This window comes from Pseudomonas sp. UBA6562 (assembly GCF_002434265.1).
In the GTDB taxonomy this organism is placed as follows: Bacteria; Pseudomonadota; Gammaproteobacteria; order Pseudomonadales; family Pseudomonadaceae; genus Aquipseudomonas.
Map to the genome: position 1 here is coordinate 241,549 of NZ_DJJS01000001.1, position 20,810 is coordinate 262,358.

At 65.5% G+C, this 20,810-nt stretch carries 15 protein-coding genes; 6 read left to right on the forward strand and 9 right to left on the reverse strand.

From position 1 onward, the window contains the following. Positions 1–42 precede the first annotated feature (42 nt). The 6 genes from B4M43_RS01125 to B4M43_RS01150 form a co-directional block, all read right to left on the reverse strand. The gene (locus tag B4M43_RS01125) at positions 43–2,163 is read right to left on the reverse strand and encodes an HET-C-related protein (RefSeq protein WP_296263317.1); all 2,121 of its coding nucleotides are present in this window, start codon (positions 2,161–2,163) and stop codon (positions 43–45) included. A gap of 150 nt (positions 2,164–2,313) precedes the next feature. Beyond that, positions 2,314–4,368: a PhoX family protein gene (locus B4M43_RS01130; protein ID WP_296263319.1), complete on the reverse strand. Its 2,055-nt coding sequence runs from the start codon at positions 4,366–4,368 to the stop codon at positions 2,314–2,316. A gap of 140 nt (positions 4,369–4,508) precedes the next feature. After that, positions 4,509–9,050 (reverse strand): hemagglutinin repeat-containing protein, encoded by a 4,542-nt coding sequence (locus B4M43_RS01135; RefSeq protein WP_296263321.1) that lies wholly within the window; start codon positions 9,048–9,050, stop codon positions 4,509–4,511. Between the two features lie 23 nt (positions 9,051–9,073). Then, positions 9,074–10,771 carry a ShlB/FhaC/HecB family hemolysin secretion/activation protein gene (locus B4M43_RS01140; RefSeq protein ID WP_296263323.1) on the reverse strand — a complete coding sequence of 566 codons (1,698 nt, stop codon included), beginning with the start codon at positions 10,769–10,771 and terminating at the stop codon, positions 9,074–9,076. A gap of 160 nt (positions 10,772–10,931) precedes the next feature. Beyond that, positions 10,932–11,486 carry a L,D-transpeptidase family protein gene (locus tag B4M43_RS01145; RefSeq protein WP_296263325.1) on the reverse strand — a complete coding sequence of 185 codons (555 nt, stop codon included), beginning with the start codon at positions 11,484–11,486 and terminating at the stop codon, positions 10,932–10,934. 6 nt (positions 11,487–11,492) lie between these two features. Continuing rightward, positions 11,493–12,059: an NUDIX hydrolase gene (locus tag B4M43_RS01150; protein WP_296263326.1), complete on the reverse strand. Its 567-nt coding sequence runs from the start codon at positions 12,057–12,059 to the stop codon at positions 11,493–11,495. A gap of 138 nt (positions 12,060–12,197) precedes the next feature. On the opposite strand from B4M43_RS01150, the gene B4M43_RS01155 reads away from it, so the two are divergent. The 5 genes from B4M43_RS01155 (at position 12,198) to purT (ending at position 15,394) form a co-directional block, all read left to right on the forward strand. Then, on the forward strand, positions 12,198–12,797 hold the full coding sequence (locus B4M43_RS01155) for a CoA pyrophosphatase (RefSeq protein WP_296263328.1): 600 nt from the start codon (positions 12,198–12,200) through the stop codon (positions 12,795–12,797). Positions 12,798–12,837: 40 nt separating this feature from the next. After that, positions 12,838–13,362, forward strand: a complete 525-nt coding sequence (locus B4M43_RS01160) for a gamma carbonic anhydrase family protein (RefSeq protein ID WP_296263330.1) — start codon at positions 12,838–12,840, stop codon at positions 13,360–13,362. Then, a complete protein-coding gene (locus tag B4M43_RS01165) occupies positions 13,355–13,552 on the forward strand; it encodes a DUF1289 domain-containing protein (protein ID WP_296263332.1) in 198 nt (65 codons plus the stop codon). The genes B4M43_RS01160 and B4M43_RS01165 overlap by 8 nt, the downstream gene beginning before the upstream one ends. 122 nt (positions 13,553–13,674) lie before the next feature. Then, on the forward strand, positions 13,675–14,142 hold the full coding sequence (locus B4M43_RS01170) for a VUT family protein (protein ID WP_296263334.1): 468 nt from the start codon (positions 13,675–13,677) through the stop codon (positions 14,140–14,142). 70 nt (positions 14,143–14,212) lie between these two features. Beyond that, the gene (gene purT / locus B4M43_RS01175; RefSeq protein WP_296263336.1) at positions 14,213–15,394 is read left to right on the forward strand and encodes a formate-dependent phosphoribosylglycinamide formyltransferase; all 1,182 of its coding nucleotides are present in this window, start codon (positions 14,213–14,215) and stop codon (positions 15,392–15,394) included. A gap of 50 nt (positions 15,395–15,444) precedes the next feature. On the opposite strand, the gene B4M43_RS01180 is transcribed toward purT, so the two are convergent. The 3 genes from B4M43_RS01180 to B4M43_RS01190 all read right to left on the reverse strand — a co-directional run bounded on the left by B4M43_RS01180 (position 15,445) and on the right by B4M43_RS01190 (position 19,042). Beyond that, complete coding sequence (locus B4M43_RS01180) at positions 15,445–16,743, reverse strand: MFS transporter (protein ID WP_296263338.1); 1,299 nt, start codon at positions 16,741–16,743, stop codon at positions 15,445–15,447. Between the two features lie 274 nt (positions 16,744–17,017). Further along, the gene (locus B4M43_RS01185; protein WP_296263340.1) at positions 17,018–18,223 is read right to left on the reverse strand and encodes a transporter associated domain-containing protein; all 1,206 of its coding nucleotides are present in this window, start codon (positions 18,221–18,223) and stop codon (positions 17,018–17,020) included. Positions 18,224–18,232: 9 nt separating this feature from the next. Continuing rightward, positions 18,233–19,042, reverse strand: coding sequence for a cytochrome C assembly family protein (locus tag B4M43_RS01190; protein ID WP_296263342.1), 810 nt, complete (start codon positions 19,040–19,042; stop codon positions 18,233–18,235). Between the two features lie 246 nt (positions 19,043–19,288). Here B4M43_RS01190 and ffh point away from each other — a divergent pair, with 246 nt between their 5' ends. Continuing rightward, the gene (ffh, locus tag B4M43_RS01195) at positions 19,289–20,665 is read left to right on the forward strand and encodes a signal recognition particle protein (protein WP_296263344.1); all 1,377 of its coding nucleotides are present in this window, start codon (positions 19,289–19,291) and stop codon (positions 20,663–20,665) included. Positions 20,666–20,810: the final 145 nt, after the last annotated feature.

Here is a 20,810-nt window from a genome sequence, read left to right on the forward strand (position 1 = left end):
TTTGGGACAGCGCCCGTCTATCGAAACCAAGGCGTGCCGGCCCTAGAACGGTCCGCCGGACGGTGCGTTGGCGAAGCTCCAGAAGCTGGTATTGGTCAGTTCCTCGATTTCCTGCACCTGCTCTTCGGCCGCCTGCCATGCGCTCTTGATTTCTTCGAGGGTGTGATCCAGCTCCTCGGCCTGCAACGTCCGGAGCGTCTCGAGCGAAGTCCCCTGTTCGACTTTCTGTGCATTGGCCTGTGCCCATTGCCTGACGAATTCGTCGAAGCACTCTGAATCGTTGGGGTGGACCAGGAAGCGTTCGGCCAATGCACTCGGCTGCTCGGCGTCCCCGGCAGTGCCGTTCCACTGCTCGAACATGGCCCTGCCTACCGTCCTGACCGCTTCCGACGCCAACCCGACCGCCAGAGTGTGGAAGGGGTGCGTGTCGTGATCCTTCGACAGCTGCGAATGGGTCACCAGTGCAGTGGCGTCGACATTGGGATCTTTGTCCAAGTGGACCTGGAAGGTCGCGATATGATCCCCCGACCATTTCAGTAACGGCCGCTTGATCTGACCCGTAGCGTAATCGATGGTTTTTTTCGGCAGTTCGACGACGGCTGCAGCGTTGTTGAACAACTTGTAGAACCAGTTTTGACTCAATGAGTCTCGCGCTTCCAAGTAAAGTCCGTAGGCCTTGAGCAGCAGCGGCTCGTCTTCCAACAGGATCAGCATGGCCTTGTCGAAGTCGTTTCGCTCCCCAGGCGCCAGGTTTTGGGGTTTCAGGCTTTCGCTTGGGTAGAGCAGGTTGGCGAGCGGGTCGAGCACGCTGCCGACGATGTCCAGCGCGCCGAACAGCCCCGTAACCACGGGCCACTCGTGCCGTGACCGTTTGCGCGATTCGACACGCGTCGTCCACACCAGCACCGCGTCGTGGCCGATCTTTCTGAGCATCAGTTCCACATAGTTGGAGTGAGCGAAATAATCTTCCAGCACATGCAGCCCCTCGCCGAGACAGCGCATACCTTCGGGCGTCATGCCGGCTTTCTGCGCGTGGTCGAGTTTTTTCTTCATGTACGCGATCGGTCGGCGGATGTAGCGTTTCATCGAGCGTTTGGGCAGGACTTGGTTATTCACATGGTCTGGCAATACCAGCGCTGCGAAGTCCGGATCGATGAGCTTCGGATCGGCGGCGTCGATGTCGAAGGTGGTGGGGTTGTCGACGTGCTCGTGAGCCAGGTAGACGCCTAGCCGTTTGGTGGTGACGATATAGTCCTGGCGGCCTTGCGGGCTCGTTTGCAGGCTGTTGAATTCTTTCAGGGCGAATAGATCGACGATGGCCGTCAGCTTCTTGCGCGAGATGCGCGGGGTACTGCCCTCGATGATGGCCTGTAGCACTTCCGAACCTGTCGTATTGGCCTTGTCTGCGGGCAGCACGAGCTTGGGGTCGATGAGCTGGGAGTAATCGCGCAGCCAATTGCCGTAATAGATCGCTTTGCGCTGATCCTCGCTGAAGCCTACCTCCTGCAACACCTGTTCGATCGATTCATGGCCGAACGAGGCATGGGATTTCTGATTGCCGTTGCCTGCTGAAAAGCGCGAAGGCGTTGGCGGATCTTGCTCGGGCAGTGTCAGAAGCAAGGCCTGGATGGCTCCAGCCTGTTCGTACAGGGCGAATTCGCTGCCCGAGGCCACCGGCGTGTTGTAGAACAGCAACGTCTGGGCGAAGGCCTCCGACGTCGTTTCGGACGCGCTCGGTACGGGCGACGAAGGCGCATCCTCCCCTTCGCTCTGTGCCTGATAGTCGTCCAGCACGCTGCTGATGTATTGCGCAAAGCCTGTGAGCATGTTCAGCAACAGCGCCGGTGTCCGCTCAGGCTCGGCCAGCGCCAACTCGATCTCGGCCTTGCTGACTTCGATGACCTTGCGTTCGGCCTTGTAGAGCACGGCCGGCGCCGAGGAGTCGACGACCTCGTGAATGACGTTCGCCAGCGTATCTGTCTTCAACGCCTGGTGCAGTGCGACGAGGTGCGAGGGCGCGATGTCGACGTTGAATACCGGGCGCCACAGGTGGGTGAACAACTGCGCGTCCAGTTGTGTGGCACTGCTTCTGAACTGCTCCAGAGCAAAGCTGCTATGCAGCATGGGAGGTGCGTCCTGCGGGGATTGCGTTGCGTCGCTCATGGAAGGGGCTCACTGTCCGGAGAGGGGCGGCCAGGATGTGCAAATCTCGTAGGAGTAAGAAGCAGGGACGCTTACCCCATGAGGAAAGCGGCCCTTATCCTGCCCGAAGGAGTGGCAGGGCTCTGATGCGTTCGACGGTGCGATGTCAGCTCATAGCGTCCCGATCTCCCCACCGTCGTCGCGTTGGATGAGCACCGTCGCCGAGCGCGGTCGCACGCGCTGCCCGGCCGGGGTCGGCTCGGTGGCCCTGTCGCTGTAGGGCCAGTTGCCCGGATGCTGGATATTGACGAACAAGGTCTTGTTGTCGGGGGTGAACGCGATGCCGGTCACTTCGCAGCCGTTGGGGCCGACGAAGAAACGTCGCAGCTCGGTCTGGTTGTCGGGGTTGATCGGCACCGGCCTACCCGCCGCATCGACCAGGCGTTGCGGCACCACGGCCAACAACTGGTCGTTGGTGTAGTCGGCGACGCTCGCCTCGCTGTTGTCGGTCTCGAACCACAACACGCCGCGGCTATCGAAGCGCATGCCGTCGGGGCTGGCGAACTGGTTTAGCTCGGTCAGCCCCGAGCGGTTGAGTTCGCCGCTGCCGGTGGCATTGGCGCCGAATACGAAGATGTCCCAGGTGAAGCTGCGCTGATCCTCTGCATCGTGCCAGCGGATGATATGGCCGTGGCGGTTCGGGCCGAGTGGGTTGGCGGCATCGGTCTTGTCGGCGCTGCGCACGCTGTTGTTGGTCAGCGTCACGTAGGCGTCGCCGTTGAGCGGATTGACGGCGGTCCACTCGGGGCGGTCCATTGGCGTGGCGCCCACGGCATCGGCGGCGCTGCGCGTATCGAGCAGAATGCCCGCCAGGTCGCCGAAGCGGGCGCCGAGCGTGCTGCCGTCGCGGGTGGGGCTGGTGGCGTCGAGCGGCAGCCACAGACCACTGCCATCGGCGTCGAACCGGGCGACGTAGAGCGTGCCGTGGTCCAGGTACTTGGCCCCGGTGGCCAGCCGATCGGCAGGGTTGGCGTCGGCCGGGTCCCAGAGCGCATCCGAGACGTACTTGTACAGGTATTCGTTGTTGGAATCGTCGCCCATGTACCACACCAACGGCTTGCCGGCCTGGGCCAAGCCCGGGCAGCAGCCTTCGTGGCGAAAGCGACCCAGGGCCGTGCGTTTGGTGGCCAGGGTGCGCGCGTCATAGGGGTCGATCTCGACGATGTAGCCGTAGGTGCTGGCTTCGTTGCGGTAGTCCTCGGTGGCATGGGCGGCGCGTGGGGTGACGTCGAAGCGGGCGAACTCGTCCCGGTCTTCGTCCGGTGCGCCCGCCGCGCTCTCCCAGCGGTACTGCCCGGTGCTGGTGGACACCCCGAGGCGCGCCTGGTCGGCACTGGGGGCGGCGGTGTTGACGAAGATCGCCGGCCAGTTTTCCTCGCAAGTCAGGTAGGTGCCCCAGGGGGTGTAGCCGTTGCCGCAGTTGTTGTTGGTGCCGCGGCAATGGCTGCCGTCGGGCGAATAGCGGGTTTTTACGTGTTCGCTACCGCGCAGCGGACCGGCGATGCGCATGCGCGAGGCGGTGGTGAAGCGGCGGTTGAGCGGGTGGTTGTCGACCACCTGCCAGCGCCCCTGGCGTTTGCTCAGGCGCACCACCCCCGCGCCGTGGGCGTTGATCTCCTTGCGCACCTCTTCGACCGGGCGCTTGCCGTCGGCTGTAGTGGTGGGGCCGGCGGGATGCAATGCGGCCGGGTCGATGTATTCGAAGTTGATCGCCAGCAGGCCGTCTTCGGCACTGCCGTCGATGGGGAAGAAGTGCATGCCGTCATGGTGCATGCCCATGGCGTTGGCCTGGTCGGCGGCGCTGTTGCTGCCGTCGCGCTGCCAGGGGTGGCCGCGTTCGTTGAGCGGCGTTCCCCAGGGAGCCAGCACATGGGCGCTGTAGCCCGCCGCCACGGCGCAGCCGTCGGTGCGCGAACCGGGAATGGCGGTAAAGCCCAGCGCTACAGGCCCAGCGGCGACAGAGGCGGGCGGTCGCCGACCGGAGACCGGTTCTGCGGCATGGGCCATGGCCCCGCTGCCAAGCCCTGCGCCGGCGATCATGGCGACAGCGGCGCCGAGGCTGCCATGCAGCACGCTGCGACGGCTCAGGCGAGCGTCCATGATCCGATCCAGGCCGAGGTTGCCACTGGTGTTGCGATCCACACTGTCGCCGCTTGCTCGACTCATCGGGTGCCCTTTTTCCTATAGAGGGGAGAGAAGGGCGACTGTAGAGCCGCAGCGTGATGATTTTGTGACGTCAGGCCCGCCTGTTGGCGGCTCGAAACGCCAACGGCCCGCTAGGGGCCGTTGGTCGTTTGCCGGTGGGGTCAGGGTTTGGCCGTCTGCTGCTGGATCGCAGCGGCCCATTCGCCGTCGCGGCTGTACCCGCTGGTACGTAGCAGGCCCAGGTCCAGAGCGTTTTCGCCGTCCGCCGCGCCTCTGCTCTTGGCCAGTTCGGCGATGGCCGTGCCGAGGTCGGGGGCCGAATTGGACGCATCGACGCTGACGTCGCGGCGGTAGTCCTGCCCGCGCAGGGTCTGTTGGGTGATGGCGCTGGCGCCCAGATCGACGCTGCCGCGTGGCGCCTGCAGACGGGCACCGACCAGTTGCGTGTCGCCGGCGACGCTCAAGGCGATGCCTTCGCTGCCTTTGAGCCCGCTCTGCTGGGCCACGCTGTCGCGGGCGATGCGCGAAGCTTCTACGCGCAGAGTGGGCGACAGGCCCGGGTCGACCTTGCCGATGGCCGAACCGGCTTTCTCCTGCACCTTGCCGCCTACCGGGCCTGCCAGAGAGGTGGCCGCATTGAGGTAGCCCTGCGGGTTCTTCTCATGGCTCAGGCGCGCATCCACTTGCACGTGGGTGCTGTCGACGTGGTCCTTGCGGCTGGCGACCGTCAGGTTGCCATCGATGGCACCGCCAATGCGCTCGGCTTCGACGCGCACGCCCTCCATGCGCATATCGCCGGCGCTGTTCAGGGTCACCTGGTCGGCGCGCCAGGCGCTGTCGTTCCAGGTCAGGTTGTCGCGCTTGTCCAGTTCCACCTTGACCCGGCCATGCAGGCCGCGCACATCGTCGGCTGCCAGTGCGGCCTTGCTCAGGTTGAAACCGGCGCCAGCGGTGATCGCCAGGTTGTCGCGTCGGTCGTAATTGCTCGAAGCTTCGGCCAGTACACCGCCTTTGGCGGCATCGAGCGCCAGGGCCTGGGCATTGACCTGCAAGCCTTGCAGGTGGATGGCCTGGTCTTCGCGAGCCTGGCTGGCGACGGTCAGGGTGCCACGGCTGTGCACACTCGGGTCCTGGGCGGTTCGGCTGTCTTCGTCGACCTTGCCCGAGGTCAGGTGGCCGCCCACCGCGCCCCCGCTGGTCAAGCCATGCGAGCCTGCCAGCTCCACGCCGCCGCCGAGGACGTTGCCCTTGGCCTGGTGCGTGTCGTAGGCGGCCAGATCCTTGATCACGCCAGCGCTGTCGAGCGTCACTTCGCCGACCGGCGCTTCGCGGCGCCCGATTTTTACCCCTTCGAGGGTCAGGTCGCCGCCACTGCGCAAGGTCACGTCGCCTTTGGCGTCGAGCTGCGCGACCTGGGCTTTGCGGTCGCTGGATTGAGCCCTGTTGTAGTCGCCATAGGCGCGCGCGTCCAGGCCGATCTTGGTAGGGGCGTTGCCCCCTTTGCTCCACAGGCTGGCATCGAGCTCGCTGCTGATCTTGTCCACCGAGTCGCTGGCGGCGCTGACCGTCAATGGACCGGCGCTTTCGATCAGAATCGGGCCGTCGCCGCCGTCCAGGCGCGTGCTTTCGTACAGGCCATCGCTGCCCAGTTGCACCTGGATGCCGCTTTGCCCCTGCAAGCTGCCGACCTTGGCAGTGCGCGTGGCAAGGTGGCTGTGGTTCTTTTCCACCGCGCCGGTGACGCGTGCGTTGAGGTCGGTGCCGGTGCTGGTGTCGACGCGCAAGCTGCCCTCGGCCTTCAGCGTGTCGTCGATGACCGTTCGGCTGTCGTGTGCGGCAAGCAGATGATGCTGTTGCGCATCTATCGCCACCTGGCCCGCGCCAGCCTTGTAGGCGGTGCCGACGTCGGTGAGGGTGTCGGCCTTGATCGCGATGGCACCTGCGTCCAGCTCGGTCACTTGCGCTGTGGTCTGGGTGTCCAGGTGCTGGCTGCTGACGTGGGCGAGGGTGGCGTCAGCGCCGACGCTGGGTGGCGCCATCGCATCTTCAGGGGACGCCTGCTGGAACCGCGCGGCTTCCTCACCCTGCACCAGGCGTTCGATGGGTCGGGTGATGTCGCGGTATTCCAGGCTCGCGCCGAGGCTGGCGTTCCAGTTCTGGGTACGCGTGTCGGTGTGCTTGATGTCGTCCGCCGCGCGGTTCTCCACCCGTTCGGCAACCACTTTCAAGTTGGAACCCGTTTTGATCAGGGTGGCCTCGTTGAGCACATCCGGCGCATCGATGCGGACTTCGCCGCCCGCGCTGAGCTCACTGCGCTGGACCAGGCTTTCCAGGTGTTCGGTGATGGTTTGGTCGCGCTTGCCGTGGAACGCGCTGCCGACCCGGTCGATCCCTCCGGTAACGACCAGACCACCGCCGCTTTCGGTGCGGGTAGTGAGTTCGCTGCTGTCATTGCGCGCCACGCCCAGCTCGACCCTTTGCCCGGCCAGAGTGAGGTCGCCCTGCTCGGCGCTGACCTTCGAGCCTTTGACCTGCAAGGTGTTGCCGCTGCGCAGTGCGACGCTGGCGCCGCTGAGTTCGCTAGCGGTCTGCCGAGTGGCACTGTTTGTTTTTTCCGTGCTCGCCACCTCGTAACCAACCCCCGCGTCGAACTGCCGCGAGCCGGCTTTTTCCCCTTCGGCCTCACGGGTCTGTTTGGCGTGCGCGTTGAAGTGGCGTTGCTGCTCGCTCTGCTGGCTGTCGCTGCGGCTTGCTGCGCTGAGGATGCTCAGATCGCCGCCGGCCTCGGCCGTCAGTTGTTGGTCGGCATGCAGGCGGGCGCCTTCGATGCGCAGGTCGCCGGCACTGGCCAGGCGCAGATTGGTGCGCGAGTGGATGTCGCTCGACAGCACCTGCTGTTCGCGGTCGGTGCGCTCGCTGCTGTTGCCCAGCGCGCCGAACAGTTTGCTGCTCGATGCGCTGCGGGTCTGGGTGCTTTCGCCGATGGCCGCCGTCACGTCCAACGCACCCACCGTGCTGAACAGCAGTGCGTCCTTTTCGCCGAACACTTCGCTGCCGCTGATGCCGGCCTGCTCGGCGCTGACCTTCAGCACGCCGCCTGCGCGGACTTTACTGCCGACCATTTTTCCGGCGTCGCCGTCATGACCCTGGCGGTCACCGAAGAAGGTGCCAGATACCAGATCCCCCCGGTAGTCGCGGTTCTGCTCACGCTCGTTGAGGCGCTGGGCGTCGATCTGCACGTGGCGGCCGCTGATCTGCAGGTCGTTCTGGCTCAGCACCTGGCTGCCGGTGATGTGCACGTCGCCGCCCGCACCGAGCTGCACATCGGCGCCCTTGAGCACACTGGGCACGGCGGTTTCCCGGTACTGGTCGCTGTCGCTGTCGCCGCGCCACAGGTGCTTGCGGTGGCGAACCTGGCTCTGCCGCCGGTCGCTGTCGCTGGCGGCGAGGAGGTCGAGCCGGCCGCCGGTGTCCAGGCGTAGTTGGTCGGCGGCCTCGAGCTCACTGCCGGTCAGACGCATGTCGCCGCCGGCGCGCAGGTCGATGTCGTCTTTGGCGGTGAGCATCACGCCGAAGTGCGTGCGCTGGGTGCGGGTGTCTTGCTTGCTGTAGGTTTCGGTGGTGACGAACCAGGCTTTCTTGTCCCACTCGTCGCGGCTGCGGCTGATCTCCTCACGGGTCTTGCCGTCGAGGGTCAGCGCTTTGCCGGCTGCCACCTCTACCGTGCGTGCGCTGCCGCTGACCGCGCTCAAGCGCAGGTCGTCGGCGGCCTGTAGGGTCAGGTCGCCGTCGCTCACCTGCAAACGGCTGTAACCACGGTCGCTGCCTTCCACGGTCAAGGCCCCGGCCGAACGCACGGTCAGTTCCTTGTCCGCTATCGCTTGTGTGGGGCCCATGCGCACGCCGGCGCCCTCGGCCGTGGAGATGATACGGATGCGCCCGGCTTGCATGGCGCCGAACAGGCTGGCGTCGACGCTGCCGGCTTCGCCAGGCAGGTGCTCCAGCACTTCCAGGGTGTCGCTGGCCAGGCGGTTGCGTCCGACCAGCACGTTGAGGTCGCCGCCCACGAGCAGTTGGCCGCTGCTCGTCACTTTCGGCGCGATCAGGTCCAGACCGCCGCCGCTGTGGTTGATGCCACCGTCCTGCACGTGCAACTGGCCGGTGGCCTCCAGGGTGTCGAGGCGTTTGAGCTGCTGGTCTTCGATGACGGGGGTGCCGACCAGAAAGCTGGCCCGCGACGTATTGATGAAGTGCCCGCCATTGACCGTGATGCCATTGGGGTTGGCGAGGATGTAGTCGGCAGGGCGGCCGAGGATTTCCTGGGTGCCGGCGACCAGCGAGGCATTGCGGCTGACCACTTCATTGATGATGGTGGACGCAGCCTGGCCCTGGAACTGCGCGTTGCCGGCCAGGGCGCCGGCCAGTTGCGACTGCCCCTCGCTTAGCGAATTGTTCAGCACTACCCCCGCCTGGCCGACGTTGTAATCGAGGAATTGGTTGTGCGACAGGCCGTTGGCATTGGGCGCGACGATGTCGATTACCGGTACGCCATGACCCAGGTCTATCAACGGTGTGCCACCGGGGCCGCCGACGGCTTGCAGGGCCTCGGCGGCGACGCCGACCCCAGGGCTGGCCAGGCACAGGAAGATGGTCCAGCGCAGTAGGTCGGGGCGGCGGCTCAAGGATTCTCGGGCTTCATTCATGGTGATGCTCTCTTGTGGGTGAATCACAGGTTCAGTTGCCACTCCACGGACCAGAAGCCGCGCTCCAGGGCATGGTGGGGAAGGTCGCTGGCGTGCAAGGCGCGCTGGTATTGCAGGCGAAGCTGTTGCCTGCCGGACAGTTGCAGGTCCAGGCCCACGGTCGCACCGATCAGCCGCTGCGAATCGACCTCGCCCTGGCGGCGCTGGAGATGTGCGGTGCGATGGTGGCGGGCCCAGCCGATGTCCAGGGCCACATGGGGGCGTGCCGCCAGGCCAGGCCATCGAGCAAGCGGGAAGGTCTGGCTGAGTTCGTTGCGCCAGCTCAGGCCGCTGGCGGCGGCCACACTGCGCTCGCGAAAACCGCGCACGGCGGTGTCGCTGTTGAGGGCGAACTGTTCGATGGCTGGCAGCGGGTCGGGGCTGTATTGGGCATCTAGCTGGCTTTGCAGGCTGAGGCTGGCGTCGGCCGACAGCGCCCGGCGGTGCAGGAGGCTGGCGCGGTACTGGCTGAAGCGTGGCGCGGCGCCGCGGCGTTTGGGGTCGTCGCTGACGCTTTGGCCGTAGCCCAGGCCGAGCGAGGCATACCACAGGCCGGTTCCGCGCCAGAGCAGGTTCACCCCAAGGTCGGCGGTCAACAGTTGCGGGCTCTGCACGTCGATGCGCCAGCCGTTGAGGTCGCTGTGCAATCGTTTGTGCGACACGCGCAGGCCACTGCTGAGCAAGCCGCGCTGCCCACGCCAGAGCATCCGATCGACATTCAGGCCCAGCAGTTGGGTGTCGCCATTGCTGCGCAGACGCGTGTGTGGAATGGGCGTTTCGTGGCGGGTCTGCGCCACGAAGCCGGCGAAGGTCCAGGCCCCGTACGGCAGGCTGTAGGAGCCGCCCCAGGCCAGGCTCTGGCCCGGCGCCTGGAACGCCAGCCGCTGCGCGTACAGGCGCAGGTCGCCATTGAGCCCCAGCGGGCTGTCCAGGCCGAACGTGAGATTGAGTCGATGCCGGCCGCCGAGTGCCGTCCCGCGGTTGTCGAGTTTGGCGTCCAAATGCCAGCGCTTGTCAGGCTGTCGATTGTGCAGGCGTATGCGCGAGCCGCCCTGCAGTTCGCCTGGCAGCACATCGAGGCCGAATTCGAAGGCGCGCAGACGGTTGAGCTGGTCCAGGCCCTGTTCGAGGTCGGGCAGGTACAGCGGTTCGCCGAGCACGCCGGGAAAGGCGCCGCGCAGCGATAATGCGGCGGTGGAATCGGCCAATTCGATGCGTTCGACGAAGCCTTCGTCGATGAGGATGTCCAATGGCGCGCCGTCTTCGGGCTGGCGGGACAGCGTCGGTCGACTGGTCGGATAGCCGGCTGCCACGTAACGCTGGGTCAGGGCGCGCAGTATCCGGTTGATGCCTTCGACGCCGATGCAGGCGGTGAGCAAGGGTTGCAGCGTTTGGCGCAGCGTTTGCTCATCGAGCCGCCGGTTGCCGTGCAGGCGAACGCCTTTGAGGTGCCAGCATTGGGTATCGGTGTGTGGGGGGGGCTCGGGGTCGTTTTCGGCAGGCGCGTGTCGGCGTTGCCAGCGCTCGAGGCGCTGACGTTCCTGTTCGGTCTGCAACGTCTGCTGTTGTTCGCGCAGTAGGCGTGTAGCGAGATCTTCGGCCCGGGTCGCGGGTGCGACCGTCAAACCTAATAGCAGCGCAATCAAGCCTGACTCTGCGTACAAACGGGTTGCTTTGAACATCGCTCGATTCCGCAAACGGCGTACGTATTCGTACTTTTTGTTCGCAAAAGTCTATGAGCTCAGGTCGCTGGCGCGCTGCCATATCTCACCTACATGGGGTGTCAGGCAGGTGTGCAAAGTCTGTAGGCGTTTTCTTCACGATCAAAACGAGACCGCAGGGTCACGGACGAATTTCCACCATGGTGCCGTCCTTGACCAGGCTCCAGACCTCGCGCATGTCGGCGTTGCGCATGGCGATGCAGCCTTCGGTCCAGTCCAGCGTGTGGAAATACCACTCCGGGTACTGCTCGTCGAGTGGTGTGCCGTGGATCATGATCATGCCGCCGGGGGGTACACCCTCCTGCTTGGCGCGCGCGGCATCGGCGACGTTGGGGTAGGAGACGTGCATGGCCAGGTTGTAGCGGGTGCTGTTCTTGCGCCAGTCGATCCAGTAGAAGCCTTCGGGCGTGCGTTTGTCGCCTTCGCGCAGCTTGGCGCCCTTGGGTTGCTTGCCCAGGGAGATACGGTAGGTCTTGAGCGGCTCGCCGCGGCTGAGCAGTTGCAGACGGCGCTCGGATTTGATCACCAGGATCTTGTCCACCGCCGCGGCTGGTCGCACCGTGGTCACCGCAGGCGCGGCGGCGGGTGTCAGCGGTTTGCGAATGATGACTTCGGTGAAAGCGGCCTGGGCCGTCGAAGTCAGGCACAGGCAGAGCACGGCAAGCAAGCGACGCATGAAACGTTATTCCCGGGAAAGAGGGTTGGCAGAGGCGAGGTTCATCGGCTGCACGTATTCATGGCCAACGGGGTAGTGCTGCTCGATGCGGTCGCGATAGTAGCATTGCAAGGTGCGCGCCACGGTACGAAACGCCAAGTGGTCCCAGGGGATCTCGTGCTCTTCGAACAGACGCACCTCCAGGCTCTCGACGCCCACGGCGAAATCCAGGTCTTGCAGTTCGGCGCGGAAGAACACGTGCACCTGGTTGATGTGCGGCAGGTCGAACAGCTGGTACAGGCTGGCCGCACCGACCCGCGCGCAGGCTTCTTCTTCGGTTTCGCGGCGCGCGGCCTGTTCGAGGGTCTCGCCGTTTTCCATGAAGCCGGCCGGCAGCGTCCAGAAGCCGCGGCGCGGCTCGATGGCGCGACGGCACAGCAGCACTTGGCTGCCCCAGGTCGGCAGCACGCCGGCGACCATGTTGGGGTTCTGGTAATGGATGGTGTGGCAGTTCGGGCACACGAAGCGCAAACGGCTGTCGCCTTCGGGAATGCGTTGGATCACCGGGTTGCCGCAGGCGCTGCAAAAATTCATGTCGATGGCCGTCTTTCGAAAGTGCGGTCATCTTGGCGCGCCGCAGGCAGGCTCGGCAAGCGGGCCTTGCCAGGGCTTGGGCGGGCGACGGCTTTTGGTGCATCATGCTGGGCAGGCCATGCAACCGAGAGTGCGTAAATGTTGGACGAGCTTGTTCGCCGAATGGGCAGCCATACCCCCGCTGTGGTGAAGACGGACCGCCGTTTCCCGGAAGCGGCGGTGTTGCTGCCCATCACCCGCGGCGAGGCGCCCGAGCTGGTCCTGACCCTGCGCGCCCAAGGCCTTTCGACCCATGGCGGGGAGGTGGCCTTTCCCGGCGGCCGTCGCGATCCGGAAGACCCCGACCTGGTCTTCACGGCGTTGCGCGAAGCCGAAGAGGAAATCGGCCTGCCGCCCGGGCTGGTGGAAGTGCTCGGTCCATTGAGCCCGCTGATCTCGCTGCACGGCCTGAAGGTGACGCCATTCGTCGGGCTGATCCCCGACTACGTCGACTACCGGCCCAACGACGCTGAAATCGCCGCCGTGTTCAGCGTGCCGCTGGCCTTCTTCGCCCAGGATCCGCGCGAGCACACCCACCGCATCGACTATCAGGGTCGCAGTTGGTACGTGCCCAGCTATCGTTACGGCGGCTACAAGATCTGGGGACTGTCGGCGATCATGATCGTCGAACTGGTCAACCTGCTGTTCGACGCCGGCATCAGCCTGCATGAGCCGCCTGCGCGCTTCACCCCCATTTGAGCGGGACCACCCGCCAGCCGTGCAACCTGAGGACATCCTTATGCATTACCGCCTGGGCCCGTTGCGGGTCGAAGCCCATCCCACCAGCTGGACGGCACCGACCGCCACGCTGATCGGCAACGTACGCCTGCAAGCACGCGCCAGCGTCTGGTTCAACGCCGTGCTGCGCGGCGACAACGAGCTGATCGACATCGGCGAAGACAGCAACGTGCAGGATGGCGCGGTGATCCATACCGATCCCGGCTCGCCTTTGAGCCTGGGCAAGGGCGTGACCATCGGCCACAAGGCCATGCTGCACGGCTGCACGGTCGGCGACTACAGCCTGGTCGGCATCAATGCGGTGATCCTCAACGGCGCGCGCATCGGCAAGCATTGCATCATCGGCGCCAACGCGCTGATCCCCGAAGGCAAGGACATTCCCGACGGTTCGCTGGTGATGGGCTCGCCCGGCAAGGTGGTGCGGGAGTTGACCGACGCGCAGAAGCGGATGCTCGAAGCCAGCGCCGCGCATTACGTGAGCAACGCCCAGCGTTATGCCGCCGAGTTGGTGGCCGACGATGAGTGAGCGGGTAGGGCGGCCGGTGGCCTCGCCATGCGTGAACATCTGCGCGTTGGACGAGCGGGACGTGTGCACCGGGTGCCAGCGCAGCGTCGCGGAGATCGCCCGCTGGTCGAAGATGGACGACGACGAGCGGCGGGCGGTCTTGATGATGTGTCACGAGCGGGCGGTCGCGGCGGGGTTGGTGTTCTCCTGAGCTGCCCAGCCTTCGCTTCACCCTTTGTCGCCAGTCGATGCGCAACGCCACCCCAACCCGGGCCGGCTGCATTGCCCAGGGAAATTTAGTACCCTGTGCGGCTTGTCCGAAGGTCTATGTGCATGCTCTTTCTCATCGCTTACATCGGCAGCGTCGTGCTGATCAACTTCGCCTTCTCCAGCGCCCCGCACCTGGACGTGATCTGGTCCGCCTGGGGTGGCTTGGTGTTCATCCTGCGCGACATGGTGCAGACCCGCTACGGCCATGGCGCGCTGCTGGCGATGTTGGCGGCACTGGTGCTGTCGTACGTCACCTCCGAGCCTGCCATCGCCTTGGCCAGTGCCACGGCGTTCTTCATCTCCGAACTGATCGACTGGCTGGTTTTCAGCATCACCCGCCGCCCGCTGCGTGACCGTCTGTGGTTGAGCTCGGCGCTGAGCATCCCGGTCGACACCCTGATTTTCTTCGGCATGATCGGTGCGCTGACGCCCGCCGTGATCGGCACGGCCATGGCTTCCAAGTTCGCGGGCGTCACCGCCGTGTGGCTGGCCATGAGCTGGCGCGCGCGGCGTGGCGCGGCCTTGTCGTAAGCGACATCCATACTTTCGCATCCCGCGTTCGCCCCTGGGCGAGCGTCGCTATCCACCTGGAGAACCTGTGATGACCCGTATCGGAACCCCCTTGTCGCCGACCGCGACCCGTGTACTGCTCTGTGGCTGTGGCGAGTTGGGCAAAGAAGTGGTGATCGAGCTGCAGCGCCTGGGCGTGGAAGTGATCGCCGTCGACCGCTATGCCGATGCCCCGGCCATGCAGGTGGCGCACCGCAGCCATGTGGTCAACATGCTCGACGGCGTGGCATTGCGCGCGGTGATCGAAGCGGAGAAGCCGCACTACATCGTCCCGGAAATCGAAGCCATCGCCACCGCCACCCTGGTGGAGTTGGAGAGCGAAGGCTTCAACGTGGTGCCCACCGCCCGCGCCACCCAGCTGACCATGAACCGCGAAGGCATTCGCCGCCTGGCCGCCGAAGAGCTGGACCTGCCCACCTCGCCCTACCACTTCGCCGACACCTACGAAGACTACGCCAAGGGCGTGGCCGACGTCGGCTACCCGTGCGTGGTCAAGCCGGTGATGAGCTCTTCGGGCAAGGGCCAGAGCCTGCTGCGCAGCGACGCCGACCTGCAGAGCGCCTGGACCTATGCCCAGGAAGGCGGCCGTGCCGGCGGGGGGCGGGTGATCGTCGAAGGCTTCATCGACTTCGACTACGAAATCACCCTGCTGACCGTACGCCATGTGGGCGGTACCACCTTCCTGGAACCGGTCGGCCATCGTCAGGAAAAGGGCGACTATCAAGAGTCATGGCAGCCCCAGGCGATGAGCGCCACGGCCCTGGCCGCCGCCCAGCACGTGGCCAAGACGGTGACCGATGCCCTGGGTGGGCGTGGCCTGTTCGGTGTGGAGCTGTTCGTCAAGGGCGACCAGGTGTGGTTCAGCGAAGTCTCGCCGCGCCCGCACGACACCGGTCTGGTGACCCTGATTTCCCAAGACCTGTCGCAGTTCGCCCTGCACGCCCGGGCCATCCTCGGCCTGCCGATTCCGGTGGTGCGCCAGTTCGGCCCGTCGGCCTCGGCGGTGATCCTGCCCCAGGGCACCTCGACCCAGACCGTTTTCGCCAACCTGGGCGCTGCCCTGAGCGAACCCGACACGGCCCTGCGCCTGTTCGGCAAGCCGCAGATCGACGGCCAGCGGCGCATGGGCGTGTGTCTGGCGCGCGACGAGTCCATCGAGGCTGCGCGGGCCAAGGCGAGCCGCGCCGCGCAGGCGGTCAGCGTCGAGTTCTGAAATCCGTCCGAATCACCGGCACAAGGTGCAACGCCTCGTGCCGGTTCGGCCTAGAGTTCGGTGTCGCGGGTTTCCTTCAGGCACAGCACCGCGATCAGGCTAAGCACCGCTGCTGCCGACACGTACCCGCCCACCCAGCTCAAACCGCCCATGCTCACCAGCTTTTGCGCGAAGAACGGTGCCGCCGAAGCCCCGACGATGCCGCCCAGGTTGTAGGCGGCCGAGGCGCCGGTATAGCGCACATGGGTCGGGAACAGTTCGGGCAGCAAGGCCCCCATCGGCGCGAAGGTCACCCCCATCAGGAACAGCTCCAGGCTCAGGAACAGCGCCACGCCCGTGGTCGAGCCCGAGGTCAGCAGCGGTTCCATGGTGAAGCCCGACGCCACGGCCAATAGACAGCCGACGATCAGCACCGGCTTGCGCCCGTAGCGGTCGCTGAGCCAGGCCGACAACGGCGTTGCCAGGGCCATGAACACCACGGCCAGGCACAGCAGGCCGAGGAAGGTTTCGCGGCTGTAGCCCAGCGTGGTGACGCCGTAACTCAGCGAGAACACCGTCGAGATGTAGAACAGCGCGTAGCACACCACCATGGCGGCGGCGCCCAGCAGGGTCGGGCGCCAATAGTGGGCGAACAGGTCGACCACTGGCAGTTTGACCCGCTCCTGGCGCGCCACGGCCTTGGCGAACACCGGGCTTTCTTCGAGCTTGAGGCGCACGTACAGACCTACCAGCACCAGTGCGGCGCTGAGCAGGAAGGGGATGCGCCAGCCCCAGGCGCGGAACTGCTCGTCGCTCAGCAGCAGGGCCAGGGTCAGGAACAGGCCGTTGGCGGCGAGAAAGCCGATCGACGGACCGAGCTGCGGGAACATGCCGAACCAGGCGCGCTTGCCCGCCGGTGCGTTCTCGGTGGCCAGCAAGGCTGCGCCGCCCCATTCGCCGCCCAGGCCCAGGCCCTGGCCGAAGCGCAGCAGGCAGAGCAGGATCGGCGCCCAGACGCCGATGCTGTCGTAGCCTGGCAGTACGCCGATCAGGGTGGTGGACACTCCCATCAGCAGCAGCGAGGCGACCAGGGTCGACTTGCGCCCGATGCGGTCGCCGAAATGGCCGAACAGCGCCGAACCCAGGGGGCGGGCCAGAAAGGCGATGCCGAATGTGAGGAAGGCCGCCAGCATCTGCACCGTGCCGGATCCGGAGGGAAAGAAGATCGGCCCGATCACCAGCGCTGCGGCGGTGGCGTAGACGTAGAAATCGTAGAATTCGATGGCGGTGCCGATGAAGCTGGCGGTCGCCACGCGGGCAGGTGAGTTGACTGGCGCGGACGGCCGGACGGAGGTGTCGCTGATGGTCATCGAATAGGTCCCTGACGGTCGGATTCGCTACGCGGATCTACCCACGGGCATGTCGTCATGAGGCAAGACGGGCGCGGGTGGGCGAAGGCCGGAGCTTATTGTTGTTGTCGTGCTCGCCGAACTGACGATAGCCCAAGTGGGTAGGGGCGGGTGGGCGCTGTTCGGGGTATGGAAGCAGAACCGTGAGGGCGTCAGCGAAGCGGGCTGGCCGTGGGGCGCCGGGTGCGGGTAGCGGGCGGGACGGCAGGGCTGGATAAGCGTGGACCGAGTATAACTAGCGCTCGGCGGTCCAGACCAGCGCCTTGCTGACGCAATTGTCCTCGGTCTCGAAGACCTCCAGGCGATGCTTGCCGATCTTCAGGCACACCGCGCTTTGCGGAATGCTTTCCAGTGCTTCGGTGATCAGCCCGTTCAGGGTCTTCGGGCCGCCGTCGCAGGGCAGGTGCCAGCCCAGGCAACGGTTGATCTCGCGCAGTGGGGTCGGCCCGTCGATCAGGAAGCGGCCGTCGTCTTGCAGGGCGATGTGCGGGTTTTCGAGGGTCTGCTCGTTTTCGAACTCACCGACCACTTCTTCGAGCAGGTCCTCCAGGGTGACGATGCCCAGCACCTCGCCGTATTCGTCGACCACGATCGCCATGCGCCGCTGCTGCTTGTGGAAATTGAGCAACTGCAAGTGCAGGGGTGTGGTCTCGGGGATGAAGTAGGGGGCATGGCACGCCGCCCGCAGGCTGTCCTTGCACAGCTGGCCGGCGTCGAGCAGGTGCTTGACCAGCTTGACGTTGAGCACGGCCTCGATCTGGTTGATGTCGGCGTGGAACACCGGCAGGCGGGTATGGCGGCTGGCGCGCAATTGAGCGTCGATCAGCTCAATGGGATCGTCCAGGTTGATGCCGTCGACTTCGTTGCGCGGAATCAGGATGTCTTGCACGGTGACCCGCGCCAGGGCTTGCAGGCTATCGCTCAGGCCCGTGCGCTTGGGCGCTGGCAGTGGCTCGTCTTCGAGCACGTCGTCTTGCGCAAGCCCCGTCGCATCGAAGGCTTGCGCTGGCCGCTTGAATGGCAGCAGCACCAGGCGGGCACACGCGTCGAGCACACAGGCCAGGGGTTGCATGACCACCAAGAGGGGTTTGAGCAAGTGCATGCCGAGGCTGTGGCAGGCAGCGGTGTGACGGCGCGCCAGGCGTCGCGGCAGGTATTCGGCCACCACCAGCAGCACCAGGGCTGCACCCAGCCCGGCCAGCCAGAAGCCTTGTTCGCCGGCCTGGCGGTAACCGAGCAGGCAGGCCAGGCAGAGCACCAGCCATTTGCCCAGGGACGCGCCGAACACCAGCGCCTGCGCGGGCAGGGCAGGCGGCGGACGCGGGTTGTCCGCACTGGCGCTTGGCGCGCGCCGGGCAGCGTCGACGGCGGTGAACAGCGCTGACCAGAGCAGCGCCAGGGCGAGCATGCCGTACAGGGTGGCAGGCGGCAGGGTGGTCATGGGCGATCGTCAGATATGCAGGATGAATTCACGTACCAGCTTGCTGCCGAAGTAGGCCAGCATCAGCAGGCAGAAACCGGCCAGGGTCCAGCGGATGGCCTTGTGGCCCCGCCAGCCGAGGCGGGTGCGGCCCCACAGCAACACGCCGAACACGACCCAGGCCACGCAGGAGAGTAGGGTCTTGTGCACCAAGTGCTGGGCGAACAGGTTGTCGAGGAACAACCAGCCCGAGAGCAACGAGGCGCTGAGCAGGATCCAGCCGGCCCAGAGGAAGCCGAACAGCAGGCTTTCCATGGTCTGCAACGGCGGGAAGTTGCGGATCAGTCCGGACGGATGCTTGTGCTTGAGCTGGTGGTCCTGCAGCAACAGCAGCAGCGACTGGAACACGGCGATGGTGAACAGGCCGTAGGCCAGGATCGACAACAGGATGTGCGCCAGGATGCCCGGCTCTTCGTTGATCAGCGGCACGGTGCCGGCTGGCGCGAACTGCGACAGCAGCGCAGTGACGGCGCCGAGCGGGAACAGCAGCACCAGCAGATTTTCCACCGGGATGCTCAGGCAGGCGAGCAGGGTCAGGGCGATCACCGCCACGGCGATCAGGCTGGCGGCACTGAAGAAATCCAGGCTCAGGCCCAGGGGCGTGATCAGCTGGAAGAACAGCGCGCCGCTCTGAGCGAGCACAGCCAGCACGCCGAACAGGCCCAGCAGGCGTTTGTCGGCCAGGGTGCCCTGGCGGATGCGCGAGGCCTGATAGAACGTGGCGAGCAGATACAGGCCAGCGGCGAGCAGATTGGGGATGAGGCTGGGTGAAGAGAGCATAAGTCCTGGGAGGCAAGCCCTGAAAGAAGCGGAGTGTGGCATAGAAGATAGCGGGCAAGGAAGTCTGCGCCAGTGCCGCGCATGCCTCACCGGTACTGGGTCAGCGAAGTGCGTGTCTATCGGCTGCACGCTGTGCGCGATCCCAGGTCTGCGCTATAATCGCCGGCTTGCTGCGCCTCGGGCATGTCCACCTTGCCCCCGGACGCCTGACCACCCTCGGCTTTAACTGGGCCTGAAAGGATCACCATGTTCGAAAACCTGACCGACCGCCTGTCACAGACGCTGCGCCATGTTACCGGCAAGGCCAAGCTGACCGAAGACAACATCAAGGACACTCTGCGCGAAGTGCGCATGGCGTTGCTCGAGGCCGACGTGGCCTTGCCGGTGGTCAAGGATTTCGTCAACAGCGTCAAGGAGCGCGCGGTCGGTACCGAAGTCTCGCGCAGCCTCACGCCGGGCCAGGCCTTCGTCAAGATCGTCCAGGCCGAACTCGAAAGCCTGATGGGCGCGGCCAACGAAGAGCTGGCGCTCAACGCCGCGCCGCCTGCCGTGGTGCTCATGGCCGGCCTGCAGGGCGCGGGCAAGACCACCACCGCCGGCAAGCTGGCCCGCCACCTCAAGGAACGCAAGAAAAAGAGCGTGATGGTGGTCTCGGCCGACGTCTATCGCCCGGCGGCGATCAAGCAGTTGGAAACCCTGGCCAACGAAGTGGGCGTCACCTTCTTCCCCTCGGACCTGTCGCAAAAGCCGGTGGCCATCGCCGAAGCGGCGATCCGCGAGGCCAAGCTCAAATACATCGACGTGGTCATCCTCGACACCGCCGGCCGTCTGCACGTAGACGCCGACATGATGGACGAGATCAAGGCCCTGCACGCTGCGGTCAAGCCGGTCGAAACCCTGTTCGTGGTCGACGCCATGACCGGCCAGGACGCCGCCAACACCGCCAAGGCCTTCGGCGAAGCGCTGCCGCTGACCGGCGTGGTGCTGACCAAGGTCGACGGCGATGCCCGCGGCGGTGCGGCGTTGTCGGTGCGCGCCATCACCGGCAAGCCGATCAAGTTCCTCGGCATGGGCGAGAAGAGCGATGCGCTCGAACCGTTCCATCCCGATCGTATCGCCTCGCGCATCCTCGGCATGGGCGATGTGCTCAGCCTGATCGAGCAGGCCGAGCAGACCATCGACAAGGCCAAGGCCGACAAGCTGGCCAAGAAGCTGAAGAAGGGCAAAGGCTTCGACCTCGAAGACTTCCGCGACCAGCTGCAACAGATGAAGAACATGGGCGGCCTGGGCGGCCTGATGGACAAGCTGCCGAGCATCGGTGGGGTCAACCTGTCGCAGATGGGCAACGCCCAGGGTGCCGCCGAGAAGCAGTTCAAGCAGATGGATGCCATCATCAGTTCCATGACCCCGGCCGAGCGCCGCGACCCCGAGCTGATCAGCGGCTCGCGCAAGCGCCGCATCGCCTTGGGTTCCGGCACCCAGGTGCAGGACGTCGGCCGCTTGATCAAGCAGCACAAGCAAATGCAGAAAATGATGAAGAAATTCTCCACCAAAGGTGGCATGGCCAAGATGATGCGTGGCCTGGGCGGCATGATGCCCGGTGGTGGCATGCCGAAGCTGTAACCCATTCAGGGCGCTGGTGGTTCGCCGCCAGGCCCGGAACCCCCGTTTCGGCGGGGTCATCGCTGCCCGCCCCGGCAGGCAGCTTACCGTGCAGATCGTCTTGCAGGCCTTTGCTCGATGCAAAAGGCATTTGCAAATGTCCGTG